The following is a 15,364-nucleotide window of genomic DNA, read 5'->3' on the forward strand; positions in this document are numbered from 1 at the left end:
GATATGAACCACAGAATGTGTTCTTTTATAGATACTGTTAAAGTGGTAATTGCCTGTAAGAATCGAAGTGCTTGATGTTTCCCCTTCTGATTTCAATAACGATACTAGCATCCTATCTGACTTTGCTCCAAATAACTCCACTTTGTGTACACAGTATTTTCAAAGCTAGGACTTGAACTCCGCTTTGTTTACACAACATTTTCAAAACTGGGTCTAATGGAAGAATATAAAGAGTCTTCTAGAGCAGGAAGCCTCCATAAATTAATGCGCCACCAATGACAAACGCTGGGTGTAATTTGAACTTTTCCATCAATAAATAGCTGACAACAGTTAACAATGCTGTTTGGAAAAACCCTATATTAGCATAGGATTCACTAAAAAAGCGCCAGGCCATAATCCCTAGCAGGACCCCGATTACTGGTCTGACGTACAGTGTCATCCGTTTTACTTTTGGAGAGTCTTTGTATTTATATAATATGCTTAGTAAAATAATAATCAAAAGTAATGAAGGTGCTACAGTTGCAAACACACCGACGAATGCTCCTAGTGGTCCACCGACCTCATACCCGACATACCCCGCCATTTTTGTAGCAATCGGTCCAGGCAAGGAATTACCAAGCGCTAAAACCTCACTAAATTGTTGCACATCCATCCACCCATAACGAGAGACGACTTCATTTTCTACAAGTGGAATAGAAGCAGGACCACCGCCATAGCCTAATATTCCCGGAATAAAAAAAGCGAGAAATATTTCCCAATAAATCATGAAGAATCACCATCTCTTTCAGAAAGGGGAGCTTCCTCTTTTTTACCATCTTTTTTTATAATTGCCAAAATCAACAATGCTCCAATGAGAATTCCTGGATGAAGATGCAATATTTCCAACAAAATGAAGACGGCAATTAACATGATTATCGTTGAAAGCCACCCCATACCTTTACCAGCTTTTTGAATGAATTGCCATGTCAAGACCGCAAGCATGACCCCAACAACTGGAATAACTGCTGCTGTCATTCCTTGTACCCAATCATACCCCTTAATGGATGAAAGCGAAGATAGCAACAAAATCATTAAAAAAATCGTAGGCAAGGTTGTTGCTAATACAGCATTAAGCATCCCCAGAACACCAGAAACACGGTAACCAATGTAACCAGCAAGCTTTGTAGCAATAGGCCCGGGCAATGTATTTCCAAGTGCTAACAAATCACCAAATTCTTCATCACTCATCCATTTATACTTATCAACTACTTCTTTATGAACGAGCGGAATCGAACTAGGACCACCGCCATAGCCTAATATACCAACTCGAAAAAAAGCTATAAAAATATTCCATTGTAACTTCATATCTCACGTACCTTTTTTTGAAATTGTGCCCCCAAACGAACGTAGCAGGCTAAGCAACGCTGTTGAAGAAAATAAGCACTTTTTAGATATAATTAAACTTCAACCAATCGGAGTTTTTTTGATCTCTTCACTGATGGTTAGTGTCGCAAAGGTATAACCTTTCTAATACCCAGTGAACAGAATCGGACATTTTACTTGCAGCTGGGTCTTCCACTTATCCTACTGGAGTTGCCCCGTAGTATGAAGGACCGTAACACTTCCCGTTACTTGAGGGGTAAAAGTGACCTATACGTAAATCCGAAGTGCTCACTACTTGAGCAATCTCGCCCGATACAAGTCGTACGCGCTCATCATTCGCATAGCCTTGCTCGTTACACAGATATAGGCGCTTGCTACTCGCCAAATTGCGCTAGCTACAACGATGTAGACGCTTGAAGCTATCCTATTTTCCTATTACCATGCCGCAATCGAGCCATCTGTTCTCGACTCTGTTCCACCAACTAATACACCAGTGTCTGGGTTCCTCCAAATAATTTGCCCTCTTCCGAAGTTGTTTGGCTCTAGCTGAATCTGAACCTCGTGCCCTTTTTCAGCTAATTCCAACGCGATATGATGCGGAAAGCGACCTTCCACTTCTATTCGCTTACCCTTCATCCATTGCCAGCGCGGGGCATCCAATGCAGCTTGTGGATTCAATTGAAAGTCAAGCGTATTCATAATAACCTGGACATGTCCTTGAGGCTGCATAAATCCTCCCATCACCCCAAATGGACCAATTGGCTGATTTTTTTTAGTCATAAATCCCGGAATAATGGTATGATACGTCCGTTTACCTCCAGCAAGTGCATTTACATGAGAGCTATCCATTGTAAAATTATGCCCTCGGTTTTGCAATGCAATACCTGTTCCTGGTACCACCAAACCAGAACCAAATCCCATATAATTACTTTGTATAAATGATACCATATTCCCTTCTCGATCAGCCGTAGCTAAATAAACCGTGCCACTAAGTGCAGGTTCCCCAGCTTGTGGTTGCATTGCGTGATCTTCTATCAATTCTCTACGAATTGCACCGTATTCCTCGCTTAGCATCTCAGTCACAGAATATCTCATGAATGGAGGTTCAGTTATATGCTTTTGACCGTCTGCAAATGCAAGTTTCATAGCTTCAATTTGCTTATGATACGTCTCTACACAATCCTTTTCAACAAATTGAAATCCCTTTAAAATATTGAGTGCCTGAAGTGCAATAATCCCTTGACCATTTGGGGGTATTTCCCAAATATCGTAGTCCCGGTAATTAACATGTATTGGCTCCACCCATTCTGCATGATAATTAGCTAAATCATGCCCAGTTAAAAATCCACCACTTTGTTCAGAAAATTGCGCGATATGCTCTGCTAATTCTCCTTGATAAAAAGATTCGCCATAACTATCGGCAATTTTTTGTAACGTATTAGCGTGATTCGGTGAATGCCATAATTCACCAGCTACAGGTGCCCTCCCTTTAGGAGCAAACGTTGCAAACCATTCTCGAAATATGTTGTCGGTAAAATGCTGCTTATAAGCTTGATAAGCCCTTTTCCAGAACCTGCTTAATATCGGTGATACCGGAAAACCCTCTCTAGCATAGGTAATAGCAGGCTGTAACACTTCTTGAAATGGCAGCTTACCAAACCTTTTCGATAATTCAGCCCATGCTCCCGGAGCACCAGGCACCGTAACCGGAACCCAGCCATACTTTGGCATCTCCTCATATCCTAATGCTTTTACAGCTTCAATGGAGATCTTTTTAGGTGATTTCCCGCTAGCATTTAAACCATGCAGCTTCCCTTTTGTCCAAACTAATGCAAAAGCGTCACCTCCAATCCCATTCGATGTTGGTTCCACCACAGTCAGACAAGCTGCCGTTGCAATTGCAGCATCAATGGCATTTCCGCCTCTTTTTAATATCTCTAGACCTACCTGTGAAGCCAATGGCTGTGAGGTTGCCACCATACCCTTCTGTGCATATGTAGCTTGTCGTGGGACAGCATATGGGTATGTTTGATTTTGAAAAAAATCCATAGTTAATGAAGCTCCTTTTCTACGATAGTTAGATACTTTCATACTTACTATTTTTTAAAAATAGACTCACCATTTTTAACGTTCATTTCCAGACTGATATGTAGGAATAATTTAAAACGAAATTCATTTTAGAAGCTAAATCTCTGTATTTTCTTTAAATTAAATAAATGATATTAAACAATTACACAGTTGTCAATACTAATCAAAAACAAAAATTAACTTTTAAAATTAAAAATTAACCAATATACAACCATATAAAATAAACTACTTTCATTTTGTTATTATATTTTATTATGAAGTAATGTTTATAAAACTCCCTCTCTAAAGACTAGATATAAAACAGGCTAAACATCTTTTACAAGATAATTTTCTTAGGTAACAGTTTTTGTTAAACTAGGTACAGATACAAAATAAAATAGTAGGGGTATCTTATATGAAATTGGATCATATTGACAAAAAATTATTAGCAGCTTTAACTGAAGATGGAAGGTTATCATACGTAGATCTTGCAGAAAAAGTTGGGTTATCCCGAGTAGCGGTAAAAGACAGGATTCAAAATTTAAAAGATCAAGGCGTTATTGAGAAGTTTTCCGTTGTGATTAACTCTGAAAAATTTGGCAAGCAAGTTTCGGCTTTTTTTGAAGTAGATGTAGAGCCTATGCAATTACAAGAGGTTGCGCAAAACTTAGCAGATAACCCTCAAGTAGCAAGCATTTATCAAATGACAGGTCCCAGTACATTGCATATGCATGTTCTCGTTGAAGACTTTCAAAAATTAGAAGTTTTTATCAATAAAGAATTATACTCAGTGAGTGGTATTACTCGTGTAGAGAGTTCGATTATTTTAAAACGTTTTAAAAGCAGGACTGGCTTCAAACTGTAGGTTCTTCAATGGGTTAATAGCTAGTATAACTAGAGAGCGTTACAACTTAAAAGACATTTTATTTTCCATCAAAATGCCCTGCCATTCGTTCAACGTCTTGGAGAGATTGTTCTAATACGCTCCTTCACCCTGTCTAAATTACTTTAGTCATCGTTTTAATTTCTTGTGAATTTTCTAACATAACCTTTAATTTAGATGGAAAGAGGCTATCTTATGTTTGATCTTCTTGTCATGATGCTAGAACGACTCGGCATTATCGTTATGATTGCATTTTTACTAACTCGACTACAATTTTTTCGCAATATGATTTCTCAACACTCCTTAAGCCAAAGCCAACAATATAAGGCGATGCTATTTTTTGGGTTGTTTGGAATAATTGGTACGTATACAGGACTTATTTTTAATACTGGCACTTCCGAAATCGAGCGTTGGCGCATTGGTATTGAACCAGATGAAGCCATTGCAAACTTTAGAGTAATTGGAGTAGTAGTAGCAGGACTTCTAGGTGGGTATAAGATTGGATTTGGAGCAGGAATTATTGCTGGTATCCACCGCTTCATGCTTGGGGGCTATACTGCACTTAGCTGTGGTATTGCTACGATCATAGCAGGTATCTTCTCAGGGTATTTTCACAAAAAACAACGCTATCATTCGTTACCTAAAGTATTTACAATTACAGCAACCGCAGAAATTATTCAGATGTTGCTTATCCTCTTGTTATCAAGACCATTTGAGAAGAACATCCCGCTAGTGGAAGTTATTGGTCTGCCTATGGTTATTGCAAATGGACTTGGTGGAGCACTATTTATGCTTATTATTCAAGTAGTCGTTAAAGAGGAAGAAAAGGTTGGAGCTAGCCAGGCACAATTAACTTTACGTGTTGCTGATAAGACTTTAGCTCACCTAAGAAAAGGACTTCATGAAAAAACAGCTCAGGCCGCCTGTGACATATTGTATCATGAGATGGATGCTATTGCTGTATCAATGACGAATGATAAGGAAATTCTAGCACATGTTGGTTTAGGTGATGACCACCATAAACAAGGAAATCAAATTCAAACACAAATAACGAGAGATACGATTCAATCAGGCAAACTAATCGTTGCCTCCGATCAACAAATTCATTGTAGTCAAGAAAATTGTCCTTTAAAGGCAGTTGTTGTGGCTCCTTTAAAGCAACGCGGAAAAACCATTGGTACGTTAAAATTTTACTATCGTTCCAAGGAGGATATTAATCGCTTAGTAAAGGAAATGGTAAGCGGACTTGCTAAATTGCTAAGCAACCAATTGGAAATTGCTCGAGCGGAAGAAGCTTTGCAATTAGCAAGAGAGTCAGAAATAAATGCACTACAAGCACAGATTAAACCACATTTTCTATTTAATACATTAAATACAATTACCTCGCTTGTGCGAATTGATCCAATGAAAGCAAGACAATTACTTGTATCTCTCTCCCATTTTTTAAGACAAAACTTAACCGTAACGACCGAGAAGGAAATTACGATTGAACAAGAATTAAAGCATGTCCAAGCTTATTTGGATATTGAGCAAACACGTTTCCACGATCGGTTGCACGTCGCCTATCACATTGATGAAAGTTGTTTACAGGAAACCGTTCCTCCATTAATCCTGCAACCTATTGTGGAAAATGCTATGAAACACGGGTTAAAAGACAAAAAGGAAGATGCTCATATTCATATACACATTTCAAAAGAAGGGCAGTCTATCCAAATAGCTGTAACAGATAACGGCAAGGGAATACAAGAAGAACAAATCCAGCTTATTGGCAAAAAAGTTGTTTCATCCAGCACTGGAACAGGGATGGCACTATACAATATTAATCGCCGACTTACTATGAAGTTCGGCGAACAAGCTCAGTTAGTTATTGCTAGCAAAATAAATGAAGGGACGAGTGTTCAATTCTCAATTCCAGCAAGAGAACACCAAACGGAGGAAGAGTCATGAAGCATGTAATAAAAGTATTAGTCGTTGATGATGAAAAATTAAACCGGGAAGAGCTGATCTACTTATTGGCTACTTATCCTAACGTAGAAATTGTTGGTCAAGCAAATTCTGGAGAGTCTTGTATTATGGAAGCGATGAAAAAGAAACCTGATCTTGTTTTTCTAGATGTAGAAATGCCTGGAATGAACGGGATGGAAACAGCGGCTTCACTCATGGAGTTGAGGCATCCACCTTTATTAGTATTTGCTACGGCATATCCTCAATTCGCTGTTCAAGCCTTTCGATATGAAGCGGTCGATTATTTATTAAAACCATATGACGAAAATCAGTTAGGGCAAACGATTTCTAGGATTGAAAAAATGTTAGTTGGTCCGGAAGAAAGAGAGCAGGAAGCTGCTAATAAATTAGGCATTGAAAATGAAGATGGCGTCTTTTATGCGGATCCAACTGAAATCCTCTACGTACAAAGCGTAGAGAAACAAGTAAAAATCGTTACCAAATCTAATACATTTTATACCAAAAAAACATTGAAGGATTTGGAAAAACGATTAAATGCCTTTCATTTTTTCCGCATTCATAAGAGTTATTTAGTTAATCTAAATTACGTGAGTCAACTTACTCCCTGGTTTAATGGTGCCTATAATTTACGTATAGCTGGAAGAGATGAGCCTTTACCAGTTAGTAGAAATTACGTAAAAGAATTACGCGAACAGTTGGAGCTTTAAATTTTTTTATAATTACAATACGCAATAGCCTTCTCTTGGGAGAAGGCTATTTAACTTCCTTTGAAAGAAAGGACAAACTACAGTAGGAATTCAATATTCCTTACGATAATTTAATTTATAAATGATACCGAAAGCAGGATTGTTCATACTTATTTTTTACATTAAATGTAAATTTGCTGAAGTTCACGTGAATATCGCCGATGTTCACAATTATTCAGGTATGGCAATATATGCTTAGCTTATAACACTTAGCGCAAAATTCTCGATTTATATGGCGAGTTCTTTGGAGCTCCGATGAGCTACATACCAACTGTGACGGGCGACTTTCTTGATTACTTGACCACCTATCTGCTTCCGCCGGGCGACCATCCCGATTACCCGGGCAACTTTTATACTGTGGTGGACTCCTTCTCCTACTCCGACGGACGATCTGCTTTCTTCGGCGGGCTAGTCCCCAACTGTGACGGGCGCTTCTCCTACTGCGGTGCACTCCTTCTCCTACTTCTACCGGCGCTTTTTCTGCTTCTAAGGGCAACTTTTTTATGCAAAAATTGAAAAAGTTCATTTATTCTTTCCCCTACTCTCATGTTAAGTCTAAATATAAACATGTTAGCATAAAAAATAGACATGTTATCAAAAAAACCCCTTATACAAGCGTTTACATATTACATTTATTAATGTAAACGAATTCACCGTAAGAGGGAGGACTTGAAATGTTTACATTTCTAGGAGGAATTATACTATTAATTGTAGGTTATTTCACATATGGGAAGTTTATTGAAAAGGTTTTCGGAGTACGACCAGATCGACCGACACCAGCTATTACGAAACAGGATGGCGTCGATTACCTGCCACTCAAAAGGAATAAAAATGCCATGATTGAGTTGATTAGTATCGCAGGGGTGGGCCCGATTTTTGGTCCAATTATGGGAGCACTATATGGTCCTGTAGCTTTTCTCTGGATCGTCTTAGGATGTATATTTGCAGGTGCTGTTCACGACTACTTAACAGGGATGATCTCGATTCGTAATGGAGGAGCACATCTTCCGCAGCTCGCCGGTAAATTTTTGGGTAAATATATGAAACACATTGTGAATATATTTTCTGTACTTCTTTTATTATTAGTAGGAACCGTTTTTGTTAGCTCTTCAGCTGGTCTGATTTTTGATTTAGTAAATGAAACTATTGCACTCACTGCACTTATTGTTATCATTTTTGGCTACTATATTCTGTCTACTATGTTACCAATAGACAAACTGATAGGTAAGCTATTTCCTATATTTGGGGCGTTTTTACTTGTTGGAACATTAGCATTAGGAATTAGCCTTGTAATCAACCAAGCACCTATTCCAGAAGTATCATTAACGAATTTGCATCCGGAAAAAACGCCTATCTTTCCATTATTATTTTTAGTTATATCCTGTGGTGCTTTATCTGGCTTTCATGCAACACAATCGCCAATCATTGCTAGAACAACGAAAAATGAAAAAGAAGCAAGAAGTGTTTTTTATGGCATGATGATTGTAGAAGGTATAATTGCTATGGTATGGGCTGCAGCAGCAATGAGCTTATTTGGCGAGACGGTTACACTAAATGAATTAATTAATACGATCGGGACAGGAGGTATTGTAAGTGAAGTAGGTACAATGATGCTTGGTTCTATCTTAGGATCTGTCCTTGTATTATCCATCATTTTTCTTCCGCTTTCATCTGGGGACACAGCATTTCGCAGTGCACGCATGATTATAGCTGATTACTTTCATGTATCGCAAAAGAAAATTTCTAAACGATTGATCATCGCTTTACCATTATTCGCTATCTCAGTTATTCTAACTAATATGGATTTCACTTTGCTTTGGAGATATTTCTCATGGGCCAATCAATCTCTAGCAGTTATCGCATTATGGGTAGCATCGATGTACTTATTTATTGCTAAAAAGAATTATTGGGTGGCAATGTTACCAGGTATTTTTATGACCTATGTTACGACAGCATATATTCTTAATGCGCCAATTGGATTTAGAATACCAATGAACATTACTTATATACTAAGCGCAGCGATAACAATTGGTATTATTGCCTTGTTCTACAAATATGCACGACAAAATGTGAAAAATAACATGGAGATTGAAGAAACCATTTCAGTTTCCCCCTCTAAAGTGGCTTAACAGGGAATGGAATGAAATAAAGATACAAAAAACGAAAAAATAAATAGTGCGTCTGATGGCAGAACAAAAGTATTGATAACAATCGTTATTTGTATCATCTAACTTCAAACCATGCTATTCTATGAAATAATAAAACCATATAAAAAAATAATCTGAACTCGTATCGATTGCACAGGTGATACGAGTTCTTTTTAGCGATTTTTTCTAGTAAAGCTACACCAACTTAGCAAGCTGTGAAAGATCTACGTTACCTCCTGAAATGACGCATACGATATTTTTTTGGCGGGCACCGATTTTATCATAGATTGCAGCTGCTACTGTAACTGCACTGGAAGGCTCAATTAATTGTTTCGTTCTTTCTAACACAAATCTCATTGCATACTTTATTTGTTCCTCACTTACTAGAACAATATCGTCTACATAGTGTTGAACAATTGGAAACGTCAGGCTACCTGGTTGAGTTGCTCTTAAACCATCAGCAATAGTCCCTGTTGGGGGAATACTCGTGATGGCTCCGTTTTGCAATGACATATATGTATCATTAGCTATTTCAGGCTCAACTCCAATTATCTTGACGGATGGTTTTATTTCTTTTATCGCAGTTAAGATACCAGAAATTAATCCTCCACCGCCAATTGGCACAACAACGATATCAATTTCGTCCAACTGGTCCAGTAATTCCAGCCCGATTGTTCCTTGTCCCGCTATAATAAGTGGATCATCATAAGGCGGTACCACAACCCCGCCCTCTTCGGAAGCTAATTGTTCAGCGCGTGGTAACCGTTCAGAAGAGGTTAGTCCACACTTTTCGATACCGCCATGATATGCTTGGATTGCAGCAAGTTTACTTTGAATGACATCGTCTGGTACGACAATGGTTGCACGTATACCTAGCATGTTGGCAATGTAGGCAACAGCTTGCCCATGATTACCAGAAGAAGCTGCCGTTACAAAGGTAGCGCCCTTTTCCACAACCTGTTTCACTTTATTTGCTGCCCCGCGAATTTTAAAAGCTCCTGTCTTTTGAAGATGCTCCGCCTTCAAAAAAACGCGATTACCGCATATGTTGGATAATTGTGCAGATTGAAGAATTGGAGTCGTGTTTACCACTTGAACAATATTCTCTCTTGCCACCCTCACATCAGATAAAGAAATCATTGCATCTCCCCTATTCTTGTTAAAGTGAAACTTCGTCAGTGAGTATTCTTTCTCCCCCACTGACCGTTAGTTCCCTAAGGATATGACCTAAAAAGCCCTTTGAACGAATCCGGAATTTGGGCGCCATTATCCTCCACTTAGGCTTTTGTATCTACTCGGGCTCTTTCGAAGTGGAGATTCTATGGCACTTTATATTGTCATGTAGGTGCTGTTATCCCTACTTATTCTTGTTACAGTACAGATATCCTACTCCTGAAAACGGTGTCTTACAGCAACTTGTTATACGGGATAAATGAAAGCCCCCTTACACTAGCGAAGGGGGCGGGCTTGCGTTTGGATCTATTTTTCAGGGAAGGAACTACGCACAGCTTCATAGACATCATTTATGCTTTTCCCCATACCTGACTCTACTGCGGCAACATATGATCCTTCTACAATGGGTACTTCGACTAATTTGACATCTTCACGATCAGCCATTTCGATAGCCATTTCTGCATTCATTTTTGCGCTACCAAGATCATAAAATAAAAGTACACCTTTTCCCTTATTCGCTTGCTCCAGCGCTGCATTAATTTTTTCTATGCTTGTGCCAATCTCGTTTTCATCCGTTCCTCCAGCAGCTACAATGGGGACATTCTTCATTACCTGCTGAATTAATTCTTTTGTTCCCTCTGCGATTTTATGGCTATGAGAAATTAACACAATACCAACGTAGCTCATCTTTCGCTGTCTCCTTTCCATACTTCTGCTAGTGCTTCAAAAATAAGATAAGTAGATGCAGCACCTGGATCTTGATGTCCGACTGTTTTGTCTTTAAAATAGGCGGCTCGTCCTTTGGTTGCAGTCATTTCTTTAATCTTTGTTAAAGCCGAATCAGCCGTAGAGAGTAACGTATCAGCTGTTACATTGGAATCTTCTAAAAACAATTGCGCAATGGGGGCCCACATATCTACCATTGTCTTTTCGCCCTCTTCTGCTTTTCCACGCTGCTTTAAACCATTTACCGCTTCCGTTAATGCTGTTCCAAATATATCTTGTTTTACAGACTCTTCACCTTTCAGCTTGGTGGATAATTTGAGGAAGGCAGTTCCAAATAAAGGTCCTGATGCTCCGCCAACTTTAGACATTAAAGTCATTGCTACATCTTTTAAAACATCGGATACGTTCGTATATGTGCTCTCATTTAATTTGGAAGCAACTTCTTGAAATCCTCTAGCCATATTAATTCCATGATCGCCATCCCCAATTGGTTGATCCAAAGTCGTTAAATAATCTTTGTTTGCTTGCATCTTCTCATTCGTTAGTTGCATCCATTGGATTGTTTTGTTCACATCTAATCGCATGTTTAAATTCCTCCTAAATTCGAAATGCAGGTGCTTCGGATGGAGCTCCAAGTAGTGATTTTAATTCATCATCAAGTTTTAACAATGTTACAGAGCAACCAGCCATCTCTAAAGATGTCATAAATTCTCCTACAAACGTTTGAAATACGTAAATTCCTCTATCCTTTAATATGCTTTGTACCTTTTGATTTACAATAAATAGCTCCATTTCAGGTGTAGCACCTAAACCGTTTATCATTACTGCTACTTCGCTTTCTTTTGGTATTTCCATGTCGTTCATAATTCGCTCCACTAACTCTGTAGCAATATCATCCGCAGAAGCAATTGGTTTACGTTCAATTCCTGGTTCCCCATGAATTCCGATGCCAATTTCCATTTCGTTTTCTTCTAGTTGAAAGCTTGGCTTTCCAGCAGCCGGCACCGTTCCAGAGGTTAAAGCCATTCCCATCGAGCGAATGTTAGCAACAACTTTTTCAGCTACCCGTTTCACTTCTTGCAGCGAGGCTCCATTTTCTGCCATCGCACCTGCGATTTTATGAACCAGGACAGTACCAGCAATTCCTCTTCTGCCAGTGGTAAACGAGCTATCTTCTACGGCAACATCATCGTTAACAATAACTTTTTCGACTTGAATGCCTTCTGCTTCAGCAAGTTCCGCAGCCATTTCAAAATTAAGCACATCACCAGTATAATTTTTAATTACGAGGAAGACACCCTCTCCTCCATCAGCTGCTTTTATTCCTTCTAATACTTGATCAGGTGTTGGAGAAGTAAAAACTTCACCAGCAACGGCACAATCTAACATACCTTTGCCAATGTATCCAGCATGGGCTGGCTCATGTCCGCTTCCTCCACCACTGACTAGACCTACTTTACCTTGAACAGGAGCATCTTGACGAGCAATTACAAGTGTATCCGGAACTACTTTTAATTTGGTTGGATACGCAGCAACTAATCCTTGCACCATATCTTGTACAACTTCATTTGGATCGTTAATGATTTTTTTCATTGCTTCATTCCTCCTCAACTCTATTGTAGTAGAATCTCATTTAACATAGAAGGTATACAACCCCCTTCATTTCCAACAATCATGTGTCATCATGCAGTCCATCCTTAATGAATAGGGAGCTTCCTCCCATGAATGGTTAATATCGCATGGACATGACTGGGGCTCTCAAGCAGAAGTGGATATTCGACTGCCATTAAATTCTCTACTTATCCTCCTAAATTTCACCTCATAGCATAGAAGTGAAAGAGATCTTACCGCCAGTTCATGTTGGATTAATAAGTTACAGCTAAAAAAATAAAAACTGCAAAAACTTTGAACCTGAACAAAAGAAGGCCATTCTTACCTTTAAGATAATCGTGACCTCCTTTTTTATACATTCATTCTTACTTAAATACCCTTGTTGCTTCTACCGCTTTTTGCCAGCCTGCGTATAAAGCTTCTCGCTCCTGTTGATCCATGGTTCCATTAAATGTCTTTTCTACCTCCCATTGACGGGCAATTTCTTCTTTATCTTTCCAATATCCTAACGCCAAACCTGCCAAATACGCGGAACCTAATGCGGTTGTTTCCTGAATAACCGGACGTTCCACTGGCACTTCCCCAAGAATATCACTTTGAAATTGCATTAAGAAATCGTTTTTAACTGCACCACCATCCACACGTAACGTTCTCAATTCTAATTGGGAATCATTAATCATCGCATTAATAACATCTTTCGTTTGATATGCTAAAGATTCCAATGTTGCGCGGATGAAATGGCTTTTCGTTGTGCCCCTAGTAAGCCCGAAGACTGCACCTCTTGCCTGACTATCCCAATAAGGTGTACCCAAGCCTACGAAAGCCGGAACCATATATACGCCTTCTGTGCTATCCACATTTCTTGCAAATACCTCACTTTCCGGCGAATCTTCAATAAGCCTCAAACCATCACGAAGCCATTGAATGGCAGAACCAGCAACAAAAATACTTCCTTCTAATGCATATTCTATTTTACCGTCTACTGCACAAGCTAGCGTCGTTAACAAACCATGCTCTGAAGCAACACCCTCTTCGCCGGTATGCATTAGCATAAAACAACCTGTACCATAAGTGTTTTTAATCATTCCTTTTTCAAAACAAGCCTGACCAAATAGTGCAGCTTGCTGATCGCCTGCAATTCCAGCAATTGGAACTTCTTCTCCAAAGAAATGGTACGATATCGTATGTGCATAAATCTCCGAAGATTGTTTAACTTCAGGCAACATACTTTTTGGAATAGTTAATATGTCTAGTAGTTCATCATCCCATTGCAAATCATAAATGTTAAACATGAGTGTGCGAGACGCATTGGTATAATCTGTTATATGCGTTGTCCCAGCAGAAAACTTGTAAACGAGCCAGCTATCAATCGTTCCAAATAATAAGTCTCCATTCTCAGCTTTTTCTCTTGCGCCTTCTACATTATCTAAAATCCATTTCACTTTTGTGCCAGAAAAATAAGGGTCAAGTAGCAAACCTGTCTTTTTCCTAAAAATTTCATTGTAGCCAGCTTCTCTTAATTCCTTACAAATATCTTCGGTTTGACGAGATTGCCAAACAATCGCGCGATAAATTGGTTTCCCGGTATTTTTATCCCAAACAACTGCGGTTTCACGCTGGTTCGTTATACCAATCCCGGCAATTTGATTAGCAGCTAAGTCTGCTTTTCGCAGTACATCTGCAATACATGCTAGAACGGATGTCCATATCTCATTTGCATCATGCTCAACCCAGCCTGGATGAGGGAAGAATTGTTCAAACTCCCTTTGTGCTGTCTCAACAATTTCTCCTTGTTGATTAAAAATAATAGCCCGAGAACTTGTTGTACCTTGATCAATTGATAATATATATTTATTTTCCATTTTTATCCCCCTATGCACTATGATTATTTATTTTAGCAGAACGTTCTCCCTTCGTCTCCATCCTAACTGCCCCGATAATAAGTATTGCTATAATTATACTTAATGCCCAGAAAATAATGGTAAATTCACCGATAAACAACGCATCATAAAAGAATGCTCCATATATCCCTCCTATAATTGGCCCTATAATTGGAACCCAAGCATACCCCCAATCCGAAGATCCTTTGCCTGGAATGGGAAGTAACGCATGGGCAATACGTGGTCCTAGATCACGGGCAGGATTAATAGCATAACCTGTTGCGCCACCTAATGACATACCTATTGCTATAATCAATACCCCAACAATAATTGGATTTAAACCTTCTGTAAATTCATTTGCTCCAATAAACAAAAGTCCTAATACAAGAACAAATGTGCCAACAATTTCACTGAGCAGGTTCGCAAGCGGACTGCGAATTGCAGGTCCAGTAGCAAATACCCCCAGTTTCGTAGCTTGGTCTTTTGTCTTTCGCCAATGCGGTAAATAATTTACAAAAACGACAGCTGCACCAATAATAGCCCCAATTACTTGTGCTGTTACATACATTGGTACTTTAGACCACGGAAATTCGCCAATAGAGGCAAATCCTATCGTTACGGCTGGGTTAATATGTGCAGGAGAGTAATTACCAACTGCATAAACCCCAAATGCAACTGCCAATCCCCAAGCAATCGTAATAACCACCCAGCCAGACCCTTCAGCCTTAGATGATTTCAAAGTGACACCACCAACCACTCTGCTACCAAGAATAATCAAGATCATCGTACCAATTAATTCTGCTA

The 15,364-nt window shown here is 39.1% G+C and carries 13 protein-coding genes; 4 read left to right on the forward strand and 9 right to left on the reverse strand.

Annotated elements, in window-relative coordinates:
* Positions 1-238 precede the first annotated feature (238 nt).
* The 3 genes from KBP50_RS13015 to KBP50_RS13025 all read right to left on the reverse strand — a co-directional run bounded on the left by KBP50_RS13015 (position 239) and on the right by KBP50_RS13025 (position 3,411).
* Positions 239-766 carry a chromate transporter gene (locus KBP50_RS13015; protein ID WP_050352173.1) on the reverse strand — a complete coding sequence of 176 codons (528 nt, stop codon included), beginning with the start codon at positions 764-766 and terminating at the stop codon, positions 239-241.
* On the reverse strand, positions 763-1,344 hold the full coding sequence (locus KBP50_RS13020) for a chromate transporter (protein ID WP_050352172.1): 582 nt from the start codon (positions 1,342-1,344) through the stop codon (positions 763-765). The genes KBP50_RS13015 and KBP50_RS13020 overlap by 4 nt, the downstream gene beginning before the upstream one ends.
* A 453-nt stretch (positions 1,345-1,797) precedes the next feature.
* Positions 1,798-3,411, reverse strand: a complete 1,614-nt coding sequence (locus tag KBP50_RS13025; RefSeq protein ID WP_050352171.1) for a gamma-glutamyltransferase family protein — start codon at positions 3,409-3,411, stop codon at positions 1,798-1,800.
* A gap of 433 nt (positions 3,412-3,844) precedes the next feature.
* Here KBP50_RS13025 and KBP50_RS13030 point away from each other — a divergent pair, with 433 nt between their 5' ends.
* The 4 genes from KBP50_RS13030 to KBP50_RS13045 all read left to right on the forward strand — a co-directional run bounded on the left by KBP50_RS13030 (position 3,845) and on the right by KBP50_RS13045 (position 9,152).
* Positions 3,845-4,294, forward strand: a complete 450-nt coding sequence (locus tag KBP50_RS13030; protein ID WP_050352170.1) for an Lrp/AsnC family transcriptional regulator — start codon at positions 3,845-3,847, stop codon at positions 4,292-4,294.
* Between the two features lie 213 nt (positions 4,295-4,507).
* Entirely contained in the window at positions 4,508-6,259 is a 1,752-nt protein-coding gene (locus KBP50_RS13035; RefSeq protein WP_050352169.1) for a sensor histidine kinase, read from the forward strand.
* Positions 6,256-6,984 (forward strand): LytR/AlgR family response regulator transcription factor, encoded by a 729-nt coding sequence (locus tag KBP50_RS13040; RefSeq protein WP_050352168.1) that lies wholly within the window; start codon positions 6,256-6,258, stop codon positions 6,982-6,984. The genes KBP50_RS13035 and KBP50_RS13040 overlap by 4 nt, the downstream gene beginning before the upstream one ends.
* Before the next feature lie 713 nt (positions 6,985-7,697).
* The gene (locus tag KBP50_RS13045) at positions 7,698-9,152 is read left to right on the forward strand and encodes a carbon starvation CstA family protein (RefSeq protein WP_050352167.1); all 1,455 of its coding nucleotides are present in this window, start codon (positions 7,698-7,700) and stop codon (positions 9,150-9,152) included.
* Between the two features lie 213 nt (positions 9,153-9,365).
* On the opposite strand, the gene KBP50_RS13050 is transcribed toward KBP50_RS13045, so the two are convergent.
* From KBP50_RS13050 to KBP50_RS13075, 6 genes are all read right to left on the reverse strand, one after another.
* The gene (locus KBP50_RS13050) at positions 9,366-10,310 is read right to left on the reverse strand and encodes a threonine ammonia-lyase (protein WP_050352166.1); all 945 of its coding nucleotides are present in this window, start codon (positions 10,308-10,310) and stop codon (positions 9,366-9,368) included.
* A 339-nt stretch (positions 10,311-10,649) separates the two neighbouring features.
* Positions 10,650-11,030: a dihydroxyacetone kinase phosphoryl donor subunit DhaM gene (dhaM, locus tag KBP50_RS13055; protein ID WP_050352165.1), complete on the reverse strand. Its 381-nt coding sequence runs from the start codon at positions 11,028-11,030 to the stop codon at positions 10,650-10,652.
* Complete coding sequence (gene dhaL / locus KBP50_RS13060; protein WP_050352164.1) at positions 11,027-11,653, reverse strand: dihydroxyacetone kinase subunit DhaL; 627 nt, start codon at positions 11,651-11,653, stop codon at positions 11,027-11,029. The genes dhaM and dhaL overlap by 4 nt, the downstream gene beginning before the upstream one ends.
* A 13-nt stretch (positions 11,654-11,666) precedes the next feature.
* Positions 11,667-12,662, reverse strand: coding sequence for a dihydroxyacetone kinase subunit DhaK (gene dhaK, locus KBP50_RS13065; protein WP_050352163.1), 996 nt, complete (start codon positions 12,660-12,662; stop codon positions 11,667-11,669).
* 383 nt (positions 12,663-13,045) lie between these two features.
* Positions 13,046-14,542 (reverse strand): glycerol kinase GlpK, encoded by a 1,497-nt coding sequence (glpK, locus tag KBP50_RS13070; protein ID WP_050352162.1) that lies wholly within the window; start codon positions 14,540-14,542, stop codon positions 13,046-13,048.
* A gap of 10 nt (positions 14,543-14,552) precedes the next feature.
* Entirely contained in the window at positions 14,553-15,344 is a 792-nt protein-coding gene (locus KBP50_RS13075) for an MIP/aquaporin family protein (protein ID WP_412768167.1), read from the reverse strand.
* Between the last annotated feature and the right edge of the window lie 20 nt (positions 15,345-15,364).

The organism is Virgibacillus pantothenticus, assembly GCF_018075365.1.
Classification (GTDB): domain Bacteria; phylum Bacillota; class Bacilli; order Bacillales; family Amphibacillaceae; genus Virgibacillus; species Virgibacillus pantothenticus.